23 protein-coding genes and 1 tRNA gene are annotated in these 20,743 nt (G+C 58.3%); 15 read left to right on the top strand and 9 right to left on the bottom strand.

Going from position 1 to position 20,743, the window contains the following annotated elements; genetic code table 11:
* Window positions 1-18: 18 nt before the first annotated feature.
* The 4 genes from HF955_RS15835 to clpX all read left to right on the top strand — a co-directional run bounded on the left by HF955_RS15835 (window position 19) and on the right by clpX (window position 3,714).
* Complete coding sequence (locus HF955_RS15835; protein ID WP_291076501.1) at window positions 19-456, top strand: uracil-DNA glycosylase family protein; 438 nt, start codon at window positions 19-21, stop codon at window positions 454-456.
* 74 nt (window positions 457-530) lie between these two features.
* Window positions 531-1,589, top strand: a complete 1,059-nt coding sequence (locus HF955_RS15830; RefSeq protein WP_291076499.1) for an alpha/beta fold hydrolase — start codon at window positions 531-533, stop codon at window positions 1,587-1,589.
* A 112-nt stretch (window positions 1,590-1,701) separates the two neighbouring features.
* Window positions 1,702-2,325 (top strand): ATP-dependent Clp protease proteolytic subunit, encoded by a 624-nt coding sequence (locus tag HF955_RS15825; protein WP_027837431.1) that lies wholly within the window; start codon window positions 1,702-1,704, stop codon window positions 2,323-2,325.
* Window positions 2,326-2,451: 126 nt separating this feature from the next.
* Window positions 2,452-3,714 carry an ATP-dependent Clp protease ATP-binding subunit ClpX gene (gene clpX / locus HF955_RS15820; RefSeq protein WP_027837432.1) on the top strand — a complete coding sequence of 421 codons (1,263 nt, stop codon included), beginning with the start codon at window positions 2,452-2,454 and terminating at the stop codon, window positions 3,712-3,714.
* A 55-nt stretch (window positions 3,715-3,769) separates the two neighbouring features.
* Here clpX and HF955_RS15815 read toward each other — a convergent pair whose 3' ends face one another.
* The 3 genes from HF955_RS15815 to HF955_RS15805 all read right to left on the bottom strand — a co-directional run bounded on the left by HF955_RS15815 (window position 3,770) and on the right by HF955_RS15805 (window position 6,606).
* Window positions 3,770-4,684, bottom strand: a complete 915-nt coding sequence (locus tag HF955_RS15815; protein ID WP_291076496.1) for a metallophosphoesterase — start codon at window positions 4,682-4,684, stop codon at window positions 3,770-3,772.
* 115 nt (window positions 4,685-4,799) lie between these two features.
* Window positions 4,800-6,209 carry a type I glutamate--ammonia ligase gene (glnA, locus tag HF955_RS15810; RefSeq protein ID WP_367279803.1) on the bottom strand — a complete coding sequence of 470 codons (1,410 nt, stop codon included), beginning with the start codon at window positions 6,207-6,209 and terminating at the stop codon, window positions 4,800-4,802.
* A 58-nt stretch (window positions 6,210-6,267) separates the two neighbouring features.
* Complete coding sequence (locus HF955_RS15805; protein ID WP_027837435.1) at window positions 6,268-6,606, bottom strand: P-II family nitrogen regulator; 339 nt, start codon at window positions 6,604-6,606, stop codon at window positions 6,268-6,270.
* 389 nt (window positions 6,607-6,995) lie between these two features.
* Here HF955_RS15805 and HF955_RS15800 point away from each other — a divergent pair, with 389 nt between their 5' ends.
* From HF955_RS15800 to HF955_RS15785, 4 genes are all read left to right on the top strand, one after another.
* Window positions 6,996-7,535 (top strand): histidine phosphatase family protein, encoded by a 540-nt coding sequence (locus HF955_RS15800; RefSeq protein WP_291076493.1) that lies wholly within the window; start codon window positions 6,996-6,998, stop codon window positions 7,533-7,535.
* Between the two features lie 9 nt (window positions 7,536-7,544).
* Window positions 7,545-8,987 (top strand): NAD(P)H-hydrate dehydratase, encoded by a 1,443-nt coding sequence (locus HF955_RS15795; protein ID WP_291076491.1) that lies wholly within the window; start codon window positions 7,545-7,547, stop codon window positions 8,985-8,987.
* Window positions 8,988-9,041: 54 nt separating this feature from the next.
* Window positions 9,042-9,126 (top strand) — tRNA-Leu (locus HF955_RS15790).
* Window positions 9,127-9,291: 165 nt separating this feature from the next.
* A complete protein-coding gene (locus tag HF955_RS15785; protein WP_291076489.1) occupies window positions 9,292-9,771 on the top strand; it encodes a hypothetical protein in 480 nt (159 codons plus the stop codon).
* 69 nt (window positions 9,772-9,840) lie between these two features.
* Here the strand turns inward: HF955_RS15785 and HF955_RS15780 are convergent, their stop codons facing one another.
* The gene (locus HF955_RS15780; RefSeq protein WP_291076487.1) at window positions 9,841-10,200 is read right to left on the bottom strand and encodes a hypothetical protein; all 360 of its coding nucleotides are present in this window, start codon (window positions 10,198-10,200) and stop codon (window positions 9,841-9,843) included.
* A 132-nt stretch (window positions 10,201-10,332) separates the two neighbouring features.
* Here HF955_RS15780 and HF955_RS15775 point away from each other — a divergent pair, with 132 nt between their 5' ends.
* From HF955_RS15775 to HF955_RS15755, 5 genes are all read left to right on the top strand, one after another.
* Entirely contained in the window at window positions 10,333-11,523 is a 1,191-nt protein-coding gene (locus HF955_RS15775) for an ABC transporter substrate-binding protein (protein ID WP_367279743.1), read from the top strand.
* Between the two features lie 385 nt (window positions 11,524-11,908).
* A complete protein-coding gene (locus HF955_RS15770) occupies window positions 11,909-12,832 on the top strand; it encodes a hypothetical protein (RefSeq protein WP_291076485.1) in 924 nt (307 codons plus the stop codon).
* 84 nt (window positions 12,833-12,916) lie between these two features.
* Complete coding sequence (locus HF955_RS15765; protein WP_291076484.1) at window positions 12,917-13,762, top strand: hypothetical protein; 846 nt, start codon at window positions 12,917-12,919, stop codon at window positions 13,760-13,762.
* Between the two features lie 35 nt (window positions 13,763-13,797).
* Entirely contained in the window at window positions 13,798-14,676 is an 879-nt protein-coding gene (locus HF955_RS15760) for a hypothetical protein (RefSeq protein WP_291076482.1), read from the top strand.
* Between the two features lie 51 nt (window positions 14,677-14,727).
* Window positions 14,728-15,594 (top strand): hypothetical protein, encoded by an 867-nt coding sequence (locus HF955_RS15755; protein ID WP_291076480.1) that lies wholly within the window; start codon window positions 14,728-14,730, stop codon window positions 15,592-15,594.
* 259 nt (window positions 15,595-15,853) lie between these two features.
* On the opposite strand, the gene HF955_RS15750 is transcribed toward HF955_RS15755, so the two are convergent.
* Both HF955_RS15750 and HF955_RS15745 read right to left on the bottom strand, forming a co-directional pair.
* Complete coding sequence (locus HF955_RS15750) at window positions 15,854-17,359, bottom strand: type II secretion system protein GspD (RefSeq protein WP_291076478.1); 1,506 nt, start codon at window positions 17,357-17,359, stop codon at window positions 15,854-15,856.
* A gap of 98 nt (window positions 17,360-17,457) precedes the next feature.
* Complete coding sequence (locus tag HF955_RS15745; RefSeq protein WP_291076476.1) at window positions 17,458-17,976, bottom strand: hypothetical protein; 519 nt, start codon at window positions 17,974-17,976, stop codon at window positions 17,458-17,460.
* Window positions 17,977-18,160: 184 nt separating this feature from the next.
* Between HF955_RS15745 and HF955_RS15740 the strand changes: the two genes are divergently transcribed.
* Both HF955_RS15740 and HF955_RS15735 read left to right on the top strand, forming a co-directional pair.
* Window positions 18,161-18,676: a hypothetical protein gene (locus HF955_RS15740; RefSeq protein ID WP_291076474.1), complete on the top strand. Its 516-nt coding sequence runs from the start codon at window positions 18,161-18,163 to the stop codon at window positions 18,674-18,676.
* Window positions 18,677-18,690: 14 nt separating this feature from the next.
* Complete coding sequence (locus HF955_RS15735; protein ID WP_291076472.1) at window positions 18,691-19,191, top strand: hypothetical protein; 501 nt, start codon at window positions 18,691-18,693, stop codon at window positions 19,189-19,191.
* Between the two features lie 115 nt (window positions 19,192-19,306).
* Here the strand turns inward: HF955_RS15735 and HF955_RS15730 are convergent, their stop codons facing one another.
* From HF955_RS15730 to HF955_RS15720, 3 genes are read right to left on the bottom strand one after another with little or no spacing between them, the layout of a single operon-like run.
* Entirely contained in the window at window positions 19,307-19,729 is a 423-nt protein-coding gene (locus HF955_RS15730; RefSeq protein WP_291076471.1) for a hypothetical protein, read from the bottom strand.
* A 45-nt stretch (window positions 19,730-19,774) separates the two neighbouring features.
* Complete coding sequence (locus HF955_RS15725; protein WP_291076469.1) at window positions 19,775-20,293, bottom strand: hypothetical protein; 519 nt, start codon at window positions 20,291-20,293, stop codon at window positions 19,775-19,777.
* 6 nt (window positions 20,294-20,299) lie between these two features.
* The gene (locus HF955_RS15720) at window positions 20,300-20,686 is read right to left on the bottom strand and encodes a hypothetical protein (protein WP_291076467.1); all 387 of its coding nucleotides are present in this window, start codon (window positions 20,684-20,686) and stop codon (window positions 20,300-20,302) included.
* Window positions 20,687-20,743: the final 57 nt, after the last annotated feature.

The following is a 20,743-nucleotide window of genomic DNA, read 5'->3' as shown; positions in this document are numbered from 1 at the left end:
CCCCCTAATTGAGGCGCCATGTCCAGCGACTTGAAAGTCTGTCTTGAAGAGATCCGGGCCTGCACCGCGTGCGCCGGCGAGATGGCCCGCCGCCCGAACCCGATCCTGCAGGCATCGGAGCGCGCCCGAATCCTCATTGCAAGCCAGGCACCCGGCAATCTCGCCGACACGACCGGAACGGCGTTCAACGATCCGTCGGGGCGCAGGTTGCGGTCCTGGCTCGGCATGGACGAGACGGTTTTCTATGATCGCGACAAGGTGGCGATTGTGCCAATGGGGTTCTGTTTTCCAGGCTATGACAGGAATGGGGGCGATCGACCGCCCATGCGCCGGTGCGCGACCCTGTGGCGGCAGACGCTGCTCGACCGCCTCCCGCACATCCGGCTAACGATCCTGATCGGGGCATATGCCCAGGCATGGCATCTGGGGGCGCGCAGAAAATCGACCTTAACGTAAACGGTGCAATGCTGGAAAGAGTATGTAAGTGAGCGAATATTCACATTGCCGCATCCCAGTTGGAGAAACACTGCATGGCTGAAACGCAATTCCTGGTTCGAGACGGACGTGCTGCCCGCCTTGCGAAACGCGGTGGATACGGCCTTGGCTTCGCCGCGCTGATTTATGCGCTGTTCCTGCTGTCAGGGTGCGTCAGCCCCGTTACGGTCGGCGCATTGGAGACCCGTACGCCGCAAGCGCCGCACTTCCTGCCGGAGCGGAATGTGTTCGTGTCACAGGATGGCGCACAGCTCGGGCTGACCGTGTGGCCGTCCGAGCAGGAGGGCGAGCCGGCCCATGTCGTGGTTGGCGTTCACGGCATGAATGATTTTGCCAATGCCTTCCACATGGCCGCGCCTTATTGGGCGGCGCGTGGCGTGACCACTTATGCCTATGACCAGCGCGGGTTCGGCCGGTCTCCGGGGCGCGGCTACTGGCCTGACGAGGACCTGATGCGGGAAGACCTTCGCACGGCCGTCGCCGTGGCGCGCCGCCGGCATCCGGACGCCACGATCACGGTGGTCGGAATCTCGATGGGCGCCGCGGTTGCCATATCCGCTTTCGGGTCAGACCGGCCGCCGGCGGCAGACCGCCTGATCGCATCCGGACCGGGCCTGCGCGGTTGGGGCGCCATGAACCCACTCTACAAGGCAAGCCTGTGGATGTCGGCCCATACCAATCCCGGATGGATTGTGCGGCCACCGGCGCGTTTTGTCAGGATCGAGCCGAGCGACAATATCGAGATGCTTCGCGTCACCTGGTCAAACCCGCTGATGCTGCGCGACAATCGCATTGACCAAGTCTATGGGGTCGTGTCGCTGATGGAGACCGCGCACGATTATGCAGGCGCGCTGCCGGAAGATGTGCCCGTCCTGATGTCCTATGGCGCAAATGATTATGTGATCCCGGAAGACGGAGTAAAACGCACCGCCAGGGCTCTGCCGGCTCACGTCCGGACCGTGTATTACGAGTCGGGCTATCACATGCTTTTGCGGGACCTGCAGGCGGAGACGGTTCATGCCGACTATCTGGCCTTCATGCAGGCGCCATCGGCTCCTTTGCCCAGTGGCGCGCCGGAATGGCCGTTCCGCTAGCTGTTTCCACAGCGGAATGCCTCTTGCAGTGATGGATGCGTGGACAAATATACGTCTCTCTGCCACTCCTGTGCAGTAAAGATTCCTTTGTGAAAACATCAAGGCCCGATTCATGACGACATCCTTCCAGACAGCGCTCAACCTTGTTCCCATGGTGGTGGAGCAGACGAGCCGCGGCGAGCGGGCCTTTGACATCTTTTCCCGCCTGCTGAAGGAGCGCATCATCTTCGTGACCGGAGGCATCGATGACGGCATGGCGGCCCTGATCACATCGCAGCTCCTGTTCCTCGAATCGGAAAATCCGAAAAAGGATATCGCGATGTATATCAACAGCCCCGGCGGCTATGTTTCCTCGGGCCTCGCGATCTATGACACGATGCAATACATTCGCTGCCCCATTTCGACCGTTTGTATCGGCCAGGCTGCGTCCATGGGATCGCTGCTGCTCGCCGCCGGTGAAAAGGACATGCGGATCGCGCTGCCGAATGCGCGCGTGATGCTGCACCAGCCGTCTGGCGGGTATCAGGGCGTTGCAACCGATATCGAACGTCATGCCGAAGAAATCATCGAGCTGAAGCGGCGACTCAACAACATCTATGTCCGCCATACCGGCCAGGACTATGACGTGATCGAGAAGAAGCTGGACCGCGACACTTTCCTGACAGCTGAGGAAGCACGGGATTTCGGCATTGTGGACAAGGTTTTCGAACGCCGGACGGCCGAGGATGACAAATAGGGACCTGATCCCGCATCCATGCGGCCTGCCTCTTGCAGGGCAGGCTGAGAACCCTATTGTCTTATTAACGAACCGGGCACGGCGTCTTAAAGACGAAATTAAGCCTTACCGGGCATTGAGGACGGCATGACGAAACAAAATGGCTCAGGCGATTCCAAGAACACTCTGTATTGTTCGTTCTGTGGAAAAAGCCAGCATGAAGTAAAGAAGCTGATTGCCGGCCCGACCGTGTTCATCTGTGATGAATGCGTTGAACTTTGCATGGACATCATTCGCGAAGAGAACAAGACCTCCATGGTCCGCTCGCGCGAAGGCGTTCCAACGCCGCAGGAAATCTGCGATGTGCTGGATGATTATGTCATCGGCCAGACGCATGCGAAACGCATCCTGTCGGTGGCCGTACACAATCACTACAAGCGCCTGTCCCATGCCGGCAAGACGGATGGGGTGGAACTGTCGAAGTCGAACATCCTGCTGGTCGGCCCGACGGGCTGCGGCAAGACCCTGCTGGCCCAGACGCTGGCGCGCATCCTGGATGTGCCGTTTACGATGGCAGATGCCACGACGCTGACCGAAGCCGGCTATGTCGGTGAGGATGTCGAGAACATTGTCCTGAAACTGCTGCAGGCGGCGGATTACAATGTGGAACGCGCCCAGCGCGGCATCGTGTATATTGATGAAATCGACAAGATTTCCCGCAAGTCCGACAACCCGTCGATTACGCGCGACGTGTCCGGCGAGGGCGTTCAGCAGGCACTGCTGAAGATCATGGAAGGCACGGTTGCCGCTGTGCCGCCACAGGGTGGACGCAAGCATCCCCAGCAGGAATTCCTGCAGGTCGACACGACGAACATCCTGTTCATCTGCGGCGGTGCGTTTGCTGGCCTGGACAAGATCATCTCGTCTCGCGGCGAAGGTGCCTCGATCGGCTTCGGCGCCGCCATCAAGGCTGCCGAGGAGCGCGGCGTGGGCGAAATCCTGCGCAATACCGAACCGGAAGACCTGCAGCGCTTCGGCCTGATCCCGGAATTCATCGGGCGTCTTCCGGTGATCGCGACGCTTGAGGATCTGGACGAGACGGCGCTGATCAAGATCCTGACAGAGCCGAAGAATGCGCTGCTGAAGCAGTATCAGAAGCTGTTCGACATGGAGAATGTCGAGCTGAGCTTCACGCCGGAAGCCCTGACGGCTGTTGCCCGCCGGGCCATTGCCCGGAAGACCGGAGCCCGTGGCTTGCGCTCGATCATGGAAGGCATCCTGCTGGACACGATGTTCGAGCTGCCGAATCTGCGCGGTGTGGAAGAAGTCGTCATCAATGGCGAAGTGGTCGAAGGCAATGCCGAGCCGCTCTATGTTCACGCCAAGAAGAGCCAGCCTGAAGCGGGCTGACCTTTGACATCGGAATGAATGCGACAAGCCCCGGCCCCATGTGCCGGGGCTTTTCCTATTCCGGCAAATGAACGGTCAGGATATCGATGCGGGGCGGCATGAGAAACCGCATGGGCAGTCCGACCATGCCGGTGCCGCTGGTCACATAGACCAGGCGGTCTCCGGCCGGGGTCGGAAATACATGCAGTTCCTTGTCGAAGGGCCAGTCGGTCGGGATGGCCTTCCTGTAGAGCCAGGGCAGGCGTATCTGGCCGCCATGTGTATGGCCCGCCAGCATGAGGTCATAGGCAAAGTCGTCCGGGACATTCAGCGCGGTATCCGGATTGTGGGTCAGCAGGATGATCGGCGTGTTTTCGGGCAAGTCGGCCCGAAACGTGAAGTCCTGACGGCGTTGCCACAGATCGGAGGCGCCGGCCACGATGACGTCCTGGCCGCCGATCGTCACCTCAAAGGCGCGATTGTGGGGCGTGATCGCGCGCACGCGGTCAAGCGCCGCCATGACGGGCGAGGAGAGGTCCGGCCCGGGACGGCCGACATCGTGATTGCCCAGTACGACGAAGAGCGGGGCATCCAGTTCGGCGAGGACCGCCAGTTCCCGGTCGATCTGGCCTGATGTCGGATAATAGGTGAGGTCGCCGGCCAGGAAGACCGCGTCCACATCTTCGGAATTTATCCGCTCGACGATCCGGGACAGGGACATCGCATTCCGGAAAATGCCGATATGGGGATCTCCGAACAGGGCAATGCGGATCGTTGCGGATTGCTCAGTCGCCCCGGTCAGTTGGATGTCTTCCCTGTGCGTGACCAGAATGCGCGGCTCGACAAATCGGGCATAGGCCAGTGTGCTGAGGGCGCACAGCATCGCGCAGGCCGTCCAGCGGCGCAGGCCGGTCTTCCTGATGATGTCGGACAGCAGCCATAAGGCGGCGGGAAAATACAGCCACGAGGCCCAGAAAATGAATACTTTCATGGAGACAGCCTGTAGGCCGCAATCTGGGCGAAGGATCGATGAATACTGGACAAAGAAGAGGCCGGTACCTTTCGATACCGGCCTCTACAAGGGTTAGAGGAGAGAGAACAGGCCCCTAGACCTTGTAGTACATGTCGAATTCCACCGGATGCGGGTGGAGTTCATAGCGCATGTTCTCTTCCATCTTCAGCTCGATATAGGCATCGATCTGGTCGTCATCGAACACGCCGCCCTTGGTGAGGAATGTACGGTCTGCGTCGAGCGCTGCAAGCGCTTCTCGCAGTGAACCGCACACTTGCGGGATCGATTTCGCCTCTTCAGGCGGCAGATCGTAGAGGTCCTTGTCCATCGCGTCGCCGGGATGGATCTTGTTTTCGATGCCGTCGAGGCCAGCCATGAGCAGGGCTGCGAAGGCGAGATAGGGGTTCGCGGTCGGGTCCGGGAAGCGCGTTTCGATACGCTTGGCCTTCGGGTTGGAGCCGAACGGAATGCGGATAGATGCCGAGCGGTTGCGGGCCGAGTAGGCCAGCATGACCGGAGCTTCATATCCCGGGACGAGGCGCTTGTAGCTGTTCGTCGACGGGTTCGTCAGGGCATTCAGCGCGCGGGCGTGCTTGATGATGCCACCGATATAGTAGAGGCACTGTTCAGAGAGACCGGCATACTGGTCGCCTGCGAAGAGCGGCTTGCCGCCGGCCCAGATGGACTGGTGGACGTGCATGCCGGACCCGTTGTCGGCAAACATCGGCTTCGGCATGAACGTGGCTGTCTTGCCGTAGGATGCCGCCACATTGTGGATGACATATTTGTACAGCTGCAGGCGGTCAGCCATCGTGGTGAGCGTGGCGAATTTCATGCCGAGCTCATGCTGGGCCGGTGCCACCTCGTGGTGATGCTTTTCCGGGTTCAGGCCGATATCGCCCATGACGGACAGCATTTCGGACCGCATGTCCTGCTCGGAATCAACCGGCGGCACCGGGAAGTAACCGCCCTTCGGGCCGGGGCGGTGGCCCATATTGCCCATCGGGTATTCCTTGCTGGTATTGACCGGAAGTTCCGTGGAATCAAAGCTGTAGCCCGTCTTGTGAGGTTCGGTGGACCAGCGGACATCGTCAAACACGAAGAATTCGGCTTCCGGGCCGAAGAACACGGTGTCACCCACGCCGCTGGACTTCACATAGGCCTCGGCCTTCTTGGCCGTGGTGCGCGGGTCGCGGTTGTAGGCCTGGCCCGAGATGGGATCCAGGATGTCACACATCACTGCCAGCGTGGTCTGCTGGAAGAACGGGTCGATGATGGCCGTGCTGGTGTCAGGCATCAGCACCATGTCGGACTCGTTGATGGCCTTCCAGCCGGCAACGGAAGAACCGTCAAACATCTGACCTTCGGTGAAGAAGTCGTCGTCGATCATGTCCTTGTGGAAAGAGACGTGCTGCATCTTTCCGCGCGGATCGGTAAAGCGAAGGTCGACGTATTGAACGTCCTCGTCCTTCATGAGTTTCAAAAGGTCATCGGCCATTGGAATTGCCCTCCAGTAAACAGCTTATTCTGTGTTGGTATTCGTAGAGAATGGCGCGGACTTTTTACAGAGCCGCGTCACCCGTTTCCCCGGTGCGGATTCTGACCGCATCGGTGATGTCGGAAATGAAGATCTTGCCGTCACCGATCTTGTCGGTGTGGGCCGCCTTCTTGATCGCATCGACTGCGCCTTCAACGGCAGAGTCTGCGAGCACGATTTCGATTTTCAGCTTGGGCAGGAAATCGACCACATATTCGGCGCCGCGATAGAGTTCGGTGTGACCGCGCTGGCGGCCGAAGCCTTTTGCTTCCACAACCGTCATGCCCTGAAGGCCGATCTCCTGCAGTGCCTCTTTCACATCATCCAGTTTGAAAGGTTTGATGATTGCCTCGATTTTTTTCATGGCCCGTGTCTCCCAGCCGTTTGGTTCGTGTAGACAAGCGGTATTCGCCTTCTGCGCCGGAAGCGAGACCCCTTGCGAGACTTGGCATCAGGTTAACGGGCGCTGATCGAAAATTGGACTATGGTGCCTAGAAATTGCGCGGCGAGGGCTTCGGACGGGGTGGCAGGGGCTGTTTTCGCAGAGGCAGCGCGGCGTGGGCCGGTTGGTTACGACCGGGAGGGACCGTCTGCAAATCTGTTGGCATGATTGAGTTTGTGGACGATTCGCGCAAAGCAGGGGGCGCAGGTGTGACCGCAACGTCCTGCGCGCGGCGTACCGGCAGCGGTTCAGGCCATGTCTGGTCAAAACATGCCCGTTTCAGATGGTGTCAGGCGGTTTCAGGAGGTTTCATGTTGTATCTAGTGCGTCACGGCGAGGCGGCCGCAAGTTGGGGAGACCACCCGAATCCCGGCCTGAGCGAGACCGGGCGAGGCCAGGCCGAAGCGGTTGCACGTCACCTGCAGGACCTCGGCGTGAAGCAAATCGTGACCAGCCCGATGCAGAGGTGCCGTGAAACCGCCCGGCCGCTGGAAACGCTGATGGGCGTGGAAGGGCGGGTGCTGGAGGCCGTGTCCGAGATATCGACGCCGGACGGTGTGGCCGACCGGGTCGCATGGCTGCGCACATTCATGGCCGGCACATGGGACGTCGAGGCGCAGTCTCATATTGCCTGGCGGGATACGATGCTTGCGGAACTCGAGAAGCTGCCGGACCAGACCGTCGTCTTCTCCCATTTCGTGGCCATCAATGCGATTGTCAGCGCCCTGCAGGGGGCCGCCCGTACCGGCGTGTTCCGGCCGGGCTATTGCTCTGTCACCTCTCTGACGCGGGAAAACGGAAAGCTGAAAGTTCAGCAATTGGGAGGCGAATCCGAAACCCGCGTGCTATGAGCCTGACTCATGGGCAGACCAATTCTCACTCCGCAGGAAATGCGCGCCGCCGAAGACGCACTTTTCAAGGGCGGCACCGACAGTTTCGAACTGATGCAGCGCGCCGGCAATGCCGTTGCCGAGTTCGTTCACGCAAAATGGCCTGAAGGCCGGATCCAGATCCTGTGCGGTCCGGGCGGCAATGGCGGGGACGGCTTCATCGCCGCAGCCAAGCTGGCGGAGCTGTGGCGCAAGGTGGATGTGTTCTGCCTGATCGACCGGGCCGAACTGACCGGCGACGCAGCCAGGGCCGCAGCGGCATGGGATGGCGACGTCCGCCCGCTTCAGGAGGCGCTCGAGGCGCCGCATGACATCGTTCTGGACGCCCTGTTCGGCGGGGGCTTGTCACGCCCCCTGGAGGGTGTGTGTGCACAGCTGGCCGAACGCGGCGGCCGGGTCGTCTCGATTGATGTTCCTTCAGGCATTGACGGGCTGACGGCGCGTCCGCTCGGCCCCTGTTTCCGGGCAGAAGGCACGATTACCTTTGCGGCGTTGAGGCCCGCCCACATGCTGATGCCGGCGGCGGCCTATTGCGGGGGCGTGTTTGTGGCCGACATCGGCGTGCCGGTTAACACGCAATTGCTGGAGAATTCTCCGCTGCTCTGGGGGCGCGGACTGCCGCAGCCGGGGCAGGGGACGCACAAGCATGCGCGCGGCCATCTGGCCGTGATGAGCGGCGGCGTGTCCACCACGGGCGCCGCGCGCCTTGCAGCACGAGCTGGGCTGCGCGCCGGCGCGGGCCTTGTGACCCTGCTGTCCCCGCCCGATGCAATCGCCGTGAATGCCAGCCATCTGACGGCAATCATGCTGAAACAGGTGAGTTCGGCCGAGGAATTCCGTTCCGCCCTGGAAACGGCCAGCGTGTCGATTCTGGGACCTGCAGCCGGGGTCAATGAGGCGACGCGGCTGCATGTCGAGGCGCTTCTGGCGTCGCCCGCAAAGGCCGTGCTGGACGCCGACGCGCTGACCGTGTTTGCACAAGACCCAGAGAGCCTCTACCGGCAATTGCGTCCAGGTGACCTGATCACGCCGCATATCGGTGAATTCAAGCGGCTCTTCGGTGACCTGCTGGAGACAGAAGCCAACAAGGTGGAGGCCGCGCGGGCGGCGGCGAAGCTGGCCGGGTGCGTGGTTTTGCTGAAGGGACCGGATACGGTTATTGCCTCACCGGACGGCACGGCGATCGTGAACACGCATGCGACCCGCTGGCTGGCGACGGCCGGCTCCGGCGATGTGCTGGCCGGTATCGCCGGTGGACTGATGGCGCAAGGCGTCGAAACCTTCGCGGCGGCGAGCATGGCCGCCTGGCTGCACGGCGAGGCGGGGCGGCGCATCGGTGCTGGCCTGATTGCCGAGGATCTGGAAGCGGAACTTCCCGGCATATTGAGCGCCCTGCACGGGGAGCACCGCTAGTTTCTCACCTTTTGTGTTGAAGCGCAGGCAGAGCTCGCGTAGGAACGCGCCGATGCGGATGTGGCGGAACTGGTAGACGCACTGGATTTAGGTTCCAGCGCCGCAAGGCGTGGAGGTTCGAGTCCTCTCATCCGCACCAGTCTTCGCTCGTGCCTGAATGCTTGAGTCCATGCGCGATCCAGGCGCCCTGTGTCACCTGCGTCTCAAAACCCCCGATCCGCTCCATTAGACAACAGTGCCTTAAGAAACGCGGTTACTATGGCGAATGCGCAGATGTGCAATCACCAATCAGGGATACGGCAACATGGTCAATATACAGAAGTTTCTTTCTATCGCAGGGATCGCCGGACTCGTACTCGGGTTCGGCTTCGGATCAGGCAACGCAGCCCATGCGGACGTTCATTTCAGTGTACGAAACTGCACACCCAACGCCATTCACATCCGGACATACAATGGTGAAGATCACGACTACACGTTCTTTGCCCGAAGCTTTACCCTTGAGGGGAAGACTGACACCGGACCGCGCGAACACACGATTTGTCATACAGGCTGCGCCTTGCTGGAGAGCTGCGAGAAACACTGCCAGATCACAGCGCGCAGAAACGAAGTCGAACGCACCAAGTCAGCCGTCTCGGTCAAGGAGGATCATTTCATTCGTATCCTGTCTGCCGAACACCATTATCGCGATGACATTCACGAGATGGGGACAGAAATCACCTATGAGATCACCGATTACAACAAGACGTGCAATGACCCGGCCGGAGAAGTGGGAACATTGGATTAGTGAATCAGGACTCCCTTGCGGGGGAGTCCTGCGTCACCGTATCGGACCTGGTCCCAGATCCCTGGAATGTCACTTGCGATGGCATTTGAGATTTTCGGGAAAGAATCCGTCACACACGAGGTTTTCGCAGCTATTCTCCTCGTCGCATACAAATGTATAGTGGCATTTCGCGATATCGGGCATGCAGGCCGCGCCAGTGATTTCGACCGTATGTCCACTGACGACATCCATTGAGGCTTCGTTGCCACCGGGCACTTGATAACTGGTCGTTCCAGAGCATTTCTCATTGTGTCCGTATGCCTTGAAGGTCAGGATGTAAGACCCCTTGTTGGCGAGGCTTGCGTCTACACATTTCTCCGCTGCGGCGGGCAGCGCCAACATGACTGCGGTCATCATCAGGGCCGTCATGGTCTTGCGCGAACTGGTCATAAGGTTTTCTCCGGTCGATAAAGGATCCATTCTTCGACCAATGAGGTATTCTTCTTAAGTGTCAGTGGCATTTGGCGGGAGGATCCTTGCACGAGCGTCGCAGGGGTCTGGAAACTTGCTGGAACGGTTGCGATGACAAACCGGACGGGCAGAATCGGGAAACAGGCCATGAGCCGTATCAGAATGCGTGGAGTTTCAATGGTGTCGGGTCTTGTCGGCGTCTTGATGGTTGCCGCATGCCAGCAATCGCACACCTCGATCAGTATCGGAACGATATACAACCTTGAAGGCACGCAAGCCATCCTTGACGTTGAATCAGCGCGAGGGGCCAGAATGGCGTTTGCTGAAATCAACGCAGAAGGCGGTGTGTCTGGCCGCAAGGTGCAGCAGTTCGAAGCCAGGGGTGTCACCGAAGCCGGAGAGGTGCATGACGCCACGGCCACCCTTCTTGCCCGCAATCCGGAAATACTGACTGTGATCGGCCTGTCGGATACCGATATGGCAAAGGCGGCAGCAGGGGCTGTCACGGCATTCGATCGGGTCTTCATCACCAGCGGAGCGACGTCACCCAGGCTTCCCTCCGAGTTTCCCGGGCACGTCTTCCTGGCCTGCTATGGAGATAATGTTCAGGCCGCCGCCGCCGCTGAGTGGATGTATCGGGACCTGGCCGCCAGAGACATTCTTGTGCTCTATGATGATACATTTGAATTTACCCGGCTTCTGACCGGGTATTTCCGCAAGAGCTGGAAAGATATCAGCGGCAAAGACGTTTCTGCGATCAAGGTGGATCCGCAATCGCCGGATGTGTTGCGTGAGTCATTTCAGGGAGTTGATGCGATCTATCTGGGCCTGCAGACCGCTGACAGCGCGATTGGCACGATCCGGGCGCTTCGGGCGGCCGGTTTTGAGGGCCCCATCATAGGCGCGGACGGGTTTGATGCCAGGTCCACATGGGGAAAAAACGTCGATATATCTGGCGTGTACTTCACCACGCATGGATATTTCGGCGTCGACAGCCCCGATCCGCAGGCACGCGCATTCGGACGCCGGTTCGAGAAGATGTATCCAGGAGACACGCCGACAGCGTTTGCGGGCCTGGGGTATGACACGGTCAGGCTTGCCGTCCTCGCTTCGAGGAACGCTATCACAGCAAACGATGTCGCGCAGACACTCTCCGGCATTTCCGCGTTCAAGGGGGTAACGGGAACCCTATCCTACACGGAGGGTTCGGTGCCGCGGAAAACAGTGACGATCCTGAATGTGAAGGCAGGTTCTGTCCGCTATCAATCCGAGATCATGCCGGAATTCGTTTCAACGCCCTGATGCGGCGGATGAGACCTACAGGCAAGGTGATGCACATCGCGCGCGTACAGGGTGCAGAGTTTCTCGAGGCACGCTGTCAGTCGTGCGAAGGGTGCCGGTCCTGGACCTCTTTTGGGTTGAGACGTCGCTGCAAGCAGTTGGCGACCGGGTGTTAATGATCAGGTGCCCAGAATCTGCCTAGCGTAGAAATTGAAAGGCGAGCTGCATGCTCTTCGGCATGGATCCCGCGGGGACTTTATGGACGTATTCGGACAATAGGTCCGTGAGTTCAGTCTGACGGTCATGAGGAGGTCTTCCTGACTGGAACATGCGCGTCAATGCATCCGGGACCTCGCAACGAGACAGGTTGTGAGACCGGATTCGAGAAGTGAAAGGAACAGGTAACATGTTGGTCGACACAAGGATTCACCGTCAATCGCAGGGCCGGGCGAGCCTGCCGGGTGGAATGGGACATCTGGCATCGATCTGCACGGTCTTCCTCCTCGCCAACATGGCAGGGGGGCTCGCCCATGCTGACGCAACTTCCAGCGTGCCGGAACAATTCCGGAGTGATACCTATATTGAAGCCGACTATGAGGATTTCTGCTCGAGCCAGTCATCGGGCCGGGAGTGTATCGAAGTCACGATCAGGAACAGCTCCCGGGCGACGCTCGACCCTGTCAATGATACCAAACAGGGGTCGGTGACCGGAAGTGGCGCGCTCGACGGGTTTCAGGTGTTCGAGTTTCCGGGCTGTATCGACAGAGGCGACCTGCCGCAGCACCTCAAAAAGAGTGTGCCGGCGGATGGGCAATTCACGCGGCGCATGCGCGAAGAGAAACTTCATTACTGGCGGCCGGCCCGGGAGAAGACCATCAAGGTTCTGAGGGGGTGCACCTATGCGGTTGCGGTAAAGCGCAAGATTGGTGATCACAAATGGCACTTGTCCTATATTCCTGCGTCCGCGAAGACGGGCTGCAAACTGAACTACAAGTACGTTACGCAGGATGCTGACCTCGCATCATATGAAAGATGGGCCACATTCGGGGCAATCGGAGGAGACATCGCCACGATCACCGGCATTCTGGGTGTTGGCAGTACGACGACCATTGTTGCGACCACCAATACCTTGTCCAATGGCGTTGATACATTTGGCGTAGCCTTCTCGGACGGCGCCGCTGCAGGGATCGAGGCCGCGACGACGGCCGGTGTGTATCTGGCAGCAGCGGTCGTTGCCTATGAAGCTGGCCTTTGGGGGGCGTTCGCCGGACAGGAACTCGTTGACAAAATTGATGGGCATCGGGACTTCACGCTGAACAAGGACTGCTGATCGCGCAAGGTCAGCACAGTCCGATCTTGTGCAAGTGCCATTATCAATAATTGTACGTAGACGTTGGGAATGAGGGGCGAAACCATGTTGAAACTGAATGGTCCTGTCTGGCTTGCGCTGTTGCTGACGCAGGTACCTCTCGGTGCGCCAGCCTTTGCGGATGCGACATCAAGCCTTCCAAAGCAGTTTCAAAGCGATACCTATATCGAAGCGGATTACGAGGATTTTTGCTCATCCCAGTCCTCCAGCCGAAAATGCATCACAATCACGATCAAGAATGAATCCCGGGCCACTCTGGACGTGGCGGATGATTCGCTTGACGGATCCGCTCTGGGCAGTGGGGCCCTGGAAGGGTTCCAGGTGTTCGAGGCCCCCGGATGCATCACGCGGAACAATCTGCCCGGCAATACACGCCAGCATGTTCCCGAAAAGTCCAATTTTACGCGCCGTATGCGCCAGGAGAACCTGCATTATTGGCGGCCCGGCCGGGAGAAGGACATCAAGGTGCTTCAAGGCTGTGCATATGCTGTTGCCGTGAAACGGAAGGAGGGAAAGCATCACTGGCATTTTTCATATGTTCCGCCCACGGCAAAGTCGGGCTGCCGCCTGGACTATCGCTACGTCACGAACAAGGCCGACATCAAGAGCTATGAGAAATGGGCAACCTTTGGCGCCATCGGGGGCGGTGCGGAGGCGGTTCTCGCCGGCGTAACGGCGGGGTCGGCCGCCGCATACTACCTGACCTATGACAGCATATTGACCGTCTCCGATGTCCTGCTGGAATCTACAGTAATTGGCGCCATGCCTGCGGTGTTCGTGCTGGGCGCAGCGGCTGCCTATGAGGCAGGCCTGTGGGGCGCCTACGGTATTGATGCCGGCATCCATGTGATTGACGGGAAACGGGACTTCCTGCTCGGCGAGCATTGTTGAGCCCATCATTCATGCACCAAGGGAGCGATACATTCATGAGACCCTGCAATCCAGTTCTATTCGTCCTTGTTTCCCTGGCTGTCTTCGCCGCAACACCGGCGGCGATCGCAGATGCAACATCGAAGGTGCCGGAGAAATTCAAGAGCGACACCTATATCGAGGCGGACTACGAGGATTTCTGTACCGGTCAGTCCTCGGGCCGGGCGTGTATCGAGGTCACCATCAAGAACAGTTCCATGTCCGTCGTCGATATCCGGGACAATTCTTTGGACGGCTCGCTCAGCGGGACCGGCGCACTGGAGGCATTTCAGGTGTTTGAGGCCCAGGGCTGTGTCAAGCGATACCAGTTGTCAGCAGACGTGCGAGCGCATCTGGGGCCGGACGAGACGTATTCTCGCCGCATGCGCCAGGAAAATCTGCATTACTGGAAAGACGGGCGCCACAAGACGATCAAGGTGCTCAGGGGATGCACATATGCCATCGCCGTAAAGCGGGAGAAGGGGGACCATAAATGGCAGTATTCCTATATTCCACCTTCGGCCAAAAGAGGGTGCGAAATCGACTACAGGTACATAACATCGAAAGCAGACCTCAAAGCCTATGAGCGGTGGGCAACATTCGGAGCGCTTGGCGGCGAAGGTGCTGCCGGATTGACCGGCCTGATCAATACGGGCTTCTTCACCGGTGCGAGCTATTATTCCCAGATGATCGGGATCCAGGAAACCATCGCAGGTCAGTCCATGCTCGAGACAGCGCTTGAGAATGGCGTGCTGCTCGGAGGGGAAACTGTGCTGATCCTGGTGGTGGCGACTGCCGCCTATGAAGCAGGCCTGTGGTCGGCCTATGGAATTGACCAACTTGTTCGCGATTTCGACGGCAAACGCGATTTCATTTTGGGCAAGCAGTGCTATTGATGGTCTGAGGCAGAAACATTGAGGTGCAGAGCCGTGTCAGGAGTAATCAGATTGATTGCGTGTCTGGTCGGTGCGGGCCTGTGCGGCTTTCCGGCTGCGGCGGAAGATGCGACAACACACGCGCCTTCCGAGTTTCAGAGTGATATCTATATTGAGCAGGATACCGAGGATTTCTGCAATACGCAGAATTCCGGTCGGCCATGCATCGAGGTAACGATCAAGAACCGGTCCCGGGCCACACTCGACTGGGCAGACGAGTCCAGGAATGGTTCGCTCACCGGGAGCGGCGCTCTGGAGGCATTCCAGATATTCGAAATACCGGGTTGTATCGATGTGGTGAATCTGCCCTACGCCGAAAAAAAGTCGATGTCGGACAAGGACAAGTTCACGCGACGCATGCGTGAGGAGAAACTGCATTATTGGAAACCCGGCGCCGACAAGACCATCAAGGTGCTGCAGGGCTGCACCTATGCTGTGGCTGTAAAACGCGAGGATGGCGACAAGAACTGGCAGTTCACATATGTCCCTCCGGCGGCCAAGGATGGATGCACACTGGAATACAAATACGTCACCACTTCTGCGGATCTCGAGACATATGAACAATGGGCAGGTTTTGGCGCGATCGGCACAGGCAGCCTGACCTTCGTAGGCGATCTCGGGTTCGGCAGTTATGCCGCGTATAAATGGTTCACGGCTTATACCGGCATGGCCCGCGACGGGTTCATCATGAGTGAAGCGCTCGAAGATGCCGCTTTGGAAGGATTGAGTGCATCGGGGGTGGGGCTTGTCGTTGTGGTTGCGGCACCCATCGTCTGGGAAGCTGGCGTGTGGGGCACTTTCGGGCTGGACACACTTGGTCGCAAGTTGGACGGAAAGCGCGATTTCATAATCAGCAAGGAATGCTACACGGAAAATTGAAAGCCCCGGCGCGAGCGGGCGTGCCTTCCAGACATTTGCTGTCGGTCAATCGCGAACGGGATCTGGCGGGCAGCCACGGCAACGCCATTCCGCTGAATTACAGAATCCGTAGTCGGTCGCGGCAAGATGTGGTTTCGGCCCCGATGAATCGCGCGACCTGGTCCGACGGTGACGAGAGACCCTGAATTGAAAGGCAGAGGGAAGGCACGGGCATGTCAATTTCCGCGCCTTCCAAACTATTTATCTTCCTGGCCGATGATTACTCGACGTCGCCTCTCGCGATCAATCGCTTCACGTCATGAAGCGGGGCCGGAGGCGGGTTGTCGAGATGCCAGATGTGAGGCGTCAAATACACGATGATTTCCGTCTCCTCCATCTGCTCTTGGCGTTGGGCAAACAGCAGGTTCACCGCGGGAACATTGCGGAGGAACGGCACGCCGGAGTTCCCCTGAGTGCCTTCATGACGGTACAGGCCGCCGACAATGATCGTTTGACCACTGACCACGTCCATCACTGAGCTGGCATTGCTGCGGTCGATGGTAACATTGGTATCATCTGCCGAAGAGATGAACTCCGACGCCTCCACGCTGAGCTGCACGCGAATGATATCCTCATCAAGCACTTGCGGGGTGACATCAAGCGTGATGCCGGCGGAGATCGGTGTCGTCGACCGCACACCATCACCTTCTTCCACAATCACATATTGATCCCTTGTAACTTCCAGCTTGGCCGTCTCGTGGCTCAACGTAGACGTATAGGGCCGTGAAATAACCCGGGCATGGGAGCGGTCGGTCAAAAGGTCAACCATCGCGGTGAGCTGCGTGGCGTTTCCCGCGCCGCTCAGGAAGGAGAATGTTATGGCATCGTTCAGCGAGTCTCCGGGAGCAAGATCAATTCCGCTGTAATTGCCGCTGGCCGCATCCGAGACGCGGGTGCCCAGACGCTTCAGCGCGACCGCATCGGCCTCGAGCACCAGGGCCTCAATGATGACATGCGGGCGTTCGCGATCCGCAAATCGCAACAGGATCATTGCCTCGTGAACCTGCGCGGCTGTTCCCGAAAGAAAGACGGCATTGGTGCCGGGCAGCCGCGAAGCGGTCATTTGCTGTGGGCCGCCTTCTGACTCCTGATAGTCAGTGTCGTCTTCGACATCCCCGCTGGATGTTATGACGACTGCGCCGCTGGCACTACCGGAAGAATCGGTATCGTCCGAGCTTTCGTCATCATCGTCGCTGCTATCGTCACTTTCATAGCTGCCATCGTCGTCGTAGTCATCGCTGTCATCACCATCGTCATCGTATTCGCTGTGTGGCTGCAGAGAGTTCAGCAGATTGACCGCATCGTCCGCATCAATGTATTTCAACACAACCTGTGTACGGACGGGTTGGGACGCATCCTGACTTGTCGTCGTCTGGGCCATCGCTTCAACCCCGGACGAGAACACAAGCACACCGTCCTGTAGCGCAACTGACACATGAGACGGGGCTAGGATCAAATTCAATCCCTGGACAAGGGGAAGGGACGAGAACAGAACGGTTGCATTCCCTGAAAAGGCCACATCCCCGGACTCATATGGCAAGTCGGCCTGTTTCAGTATCGAATCCATGACATCAGACACCGACGCATTTTCAAGATGCGCGCTCAGCACCATTTCTCCGGTACCGTTATCCTGCAATTTGAGACGCCGAATGTTTTTTCCGGAATCGGAAGTGAGTTTCGGCGGTGCTGCGCTCTGTGCGAGGTAGTTCTGGACAAATGCGTCCATCTCCCGGTCAAGATCGTCGGGAGAGGCGATACAGCCGCACAGAACTCCCGTGAACAGGAGGGGCAAGTAGCGGACACTCGTTCCTTTGGAAAACGTGCTCATGCGTCGGAGTCCATTTCAGTGGAGATTGCTTGGGATTGATAGGCGTTCTTGGTGTCTTCCGCGACGTCGTCATTGGTATAGTGAACGGTATAGTGCCGATGGCATCCACCTGGTGAGGTGGAGATCGTCTTGATCTTTTCGTACCTGTTATGTTTGTGAATGTATCCGAACGAGGATCGCACCCACTCACGTTTGCCATCTACGATGACCGGATAGTGAAAGAGCACCGTCTGCGCCGATTGCCCCCATGGGAAATCGTGACTGACTGAGCCGCTGTGCGCTTTCATCAGCGTGTGCTTGCACACCGTAATGAAGGAATCGAATGCGCCCGCGCACCCCAGCGCCTGCCACACGACTTCGATATCCTTATCTGAGTCATTGTACACTTTGACGGTCACGCAAGCGCTGGCTGCGTGTGTGAACGCGACAGCCGAGACCGCCGAGAGAACAAGTTTCTGCCACATGGGAACCTCCTGCTCGTGGAACATGACGCGCACACCAATGATGGTGGCCACGCCTTGCTGGTTCATTGCTGAACGGACTTAGAGAGCGGGCTGGTTAATGAGGCTTGAATAGTCAGCTGACTGAGACCCTCGTGCAACGAAAGGGCGTGGTCTGCAGGGGAAATTCAGCGCAGGTTTAGTGAGCTGTTAGGCGTGACAGATCCATATTCAGTGTAGATATTTATTGGAGGTAGTCGTGTTAAGGAATCCGGAAGAAGGTCAACAGCCTTCGTGTTCGAAAGGCTGGTTAACCCAGGCGGTATCTGCTGCGGCGGGTCTTGTGGCCTTGGGTGCAATCTTCGCTGTGCCCATGTCTGCGTCTGCGGAAACCATTGAGGATTCGTGTCAGGCCGACATGGTATCCTGTGGAGAAATCCGCGTCTACAACAATAGCTGGGTTGCCTATTCCGATATTTATCTGGAGGGCAGCCGAACAGCGCTCCTGACAGACAGCTCCCGGTGCAACAGTATCGACTACAGGATCAAAAAGGACTTGTTGAAGGACGAGGTTCATACTTTCAAGGTGCCGGCACCTTGTCACTACACATTGATCGTGAATGTTTCCGGCGCGATCGGCAAAGCATCGACCAAATCAAGGACCTTCTCGCTGACACAGGAATGTGAAGTGAAGATCATTGGCACCGGAACGTTGTATGACTCCCATCTGGAATTCTTTACGAACAAGGAGGATGCAGGATGCGAATCCACCTGATTCAAAACGTTCGTATGCCATCGCCGCGTTTGCTGTCGGTCGGTGTCATCGCAAGTGCGGCCGTTTGCATCGCCGCACCGCTTCCTGCGAACGCCGAGTTGTCGGCGATTGACAGGGATGCGTATTGCAAGGAAGAGCTCGCCTATTGTGGGACCATCACGTTCGAGAATGGCGGTGGCTATGTCGTCACCGACGTTCGGCTGAAGGGCGCAGCAGCCGAGACTGAGCCGAAGATTCTCAGTGCGGACAGCGCCACCTGTGAATCCATCGACGTTTCACACAAGGGTGACATTTCCCTTGGCAATGCCGTCGCTTTCATATTGCCGGCGACTTGCACCTACACGGCCCATTTCAAACTGGCCCTTGCTCCCGACCTGGCCGGAGACCTGACCCTGACGCCGGGCTGCAAGATCACGATGAAATCCTACGGCACGGCGTTTGAGCCAAAGCTTGATGTCAAGAAGCCGGGAGGCAAGAGTTCCGACGCAAAGGGCAACATTTGCGGTGATGACTGAGATGCAAACCTGCCGGCCTTTTCTCACGACAAGGCCGGCAGTGTAGCGCAGGAGGGCGAGAACCTCTTTGTGATACCAAACCCCGCAGGCCCGTGATGGTCACGTGTCATCCCGGTTACTGCAGGTCGACCCGGTCTTTGTCGTAGTCACTTTGCGTGTACGTGATCGTATAGTGCTTGTGACATTTGGGTGCAGAAGCCGGAATGTAGTCAGACGGCTTGTTGCGACCGAATTCACTGCCGTGAAGATTGTATGTGGCATAGCCGTCCGAGAATTCGTGGCCTTCTGTTCCCGGAACCAGAACGACGATTGCCGGAGCGGTGGTGCCCCACGGATAGTCGTAGGATTTGCTGTGACCCGGGCCGATCACATGATGCGTGCACACGACGGCAAAATTCTGCCAGACCTTGAGGCACCCGCCGGCTTTCCAGCCAACGCCAATCGTGGCGTCGGACTTGTTTTCGAACTTGACCGTGTAGCAGGCGAAAGCAGGGGATGCGGTCAGCATCATTGCGCCTATTATTACCAGATAACGCATGAATGTGGTCCTTTGTTGAATGAATGGCGCCGTGTGTACAGCCGCCTAGATATCTCCCGCATCATGCGCCTGTTTCAGGGCCTGAGTGCGAATCTCGTTCCACTGTGACTGGAGCACTTCCTGGGAATAGTGGATGGTGTAGTGTTCGTGGCAATGCGGAGCGGACTCCGGCACAAAGCCGTGCCGGGTCGTAAACTTTCCGTCCTTCAGATTGTACTGAAAGCGGGCGCGGTTGCCGAAATACTTCTTCGTATATTTATCCGTATCTTTGCCCTGATAGTTGAAATACACGAATATCGAGGGGGCAGTGGTGAGCCAGGGAAAGTCGTAGGATTTGGTCGTGCCCGACGCGACCGTAGAATGGGTGCAGATCATCTGTTCACCTTCCCAAACCTTGCCGCATCCAATGGCGCCCCAGCCGACCCGGATCTCCTGCTGGCTGGTGTTCTCTATTTTCACCGTGTAGCAGGCAGATGCCGGACCGCCGGAGAACAAAACGCCTGCCATCAGGGCAATCGGGCGGAGTATCGGGAGCGGTTTGTGGAGCAGACTGAATGTGGACATGTGCACCTACCTCGACAGCCAGTCGACCTGGCTGAACTGTATCGTATAGTGTTCGTCACAATGGGGCGGGGTACCCTTGAACGTGCTGTCGCGAAAACCTCCGTCATGATAGGTGTAGGACCATTCCGTATAGCTCTCACCCTTGTCGGACTTGTGAGAGTCGCGGATGATCACGACCGGACCGGTCTTTATCCAGGGGTAGTCATAGGATTCCGAGCCATTCCCTGACACGGCCTTGTGGTGGCACACTTCCTCGTGGCCATCGAAGATGCCCCCACATCCTTCTGCGCGCCAGATCAGTTCCAGAGGACGATCCGTCTGGTTCTCCACCTGAACCGCAAAACATGCAGATGCCGGCTGCGCGATGACCGCGCCCAGGGACAATGCCGCCACCAGGTGTCCGCCCCGACGCCCAAGGGCCCGCGAAACCGGTTTGGGCGTTCGCGGGCA

Source organism: Hyphomonas sp. (genome assembly GCF_017792385.1).
Lineage (GTDB): Bacteria > Pseudomonadota > Alphaproteobacteria > Caulobacterales > Hyphomonadaceae > Hyphomonas.
Note: the sequence above shows the minus strand (reverse complement) of the source record. Positions and strands in the feature narration are given on the sequence as shown.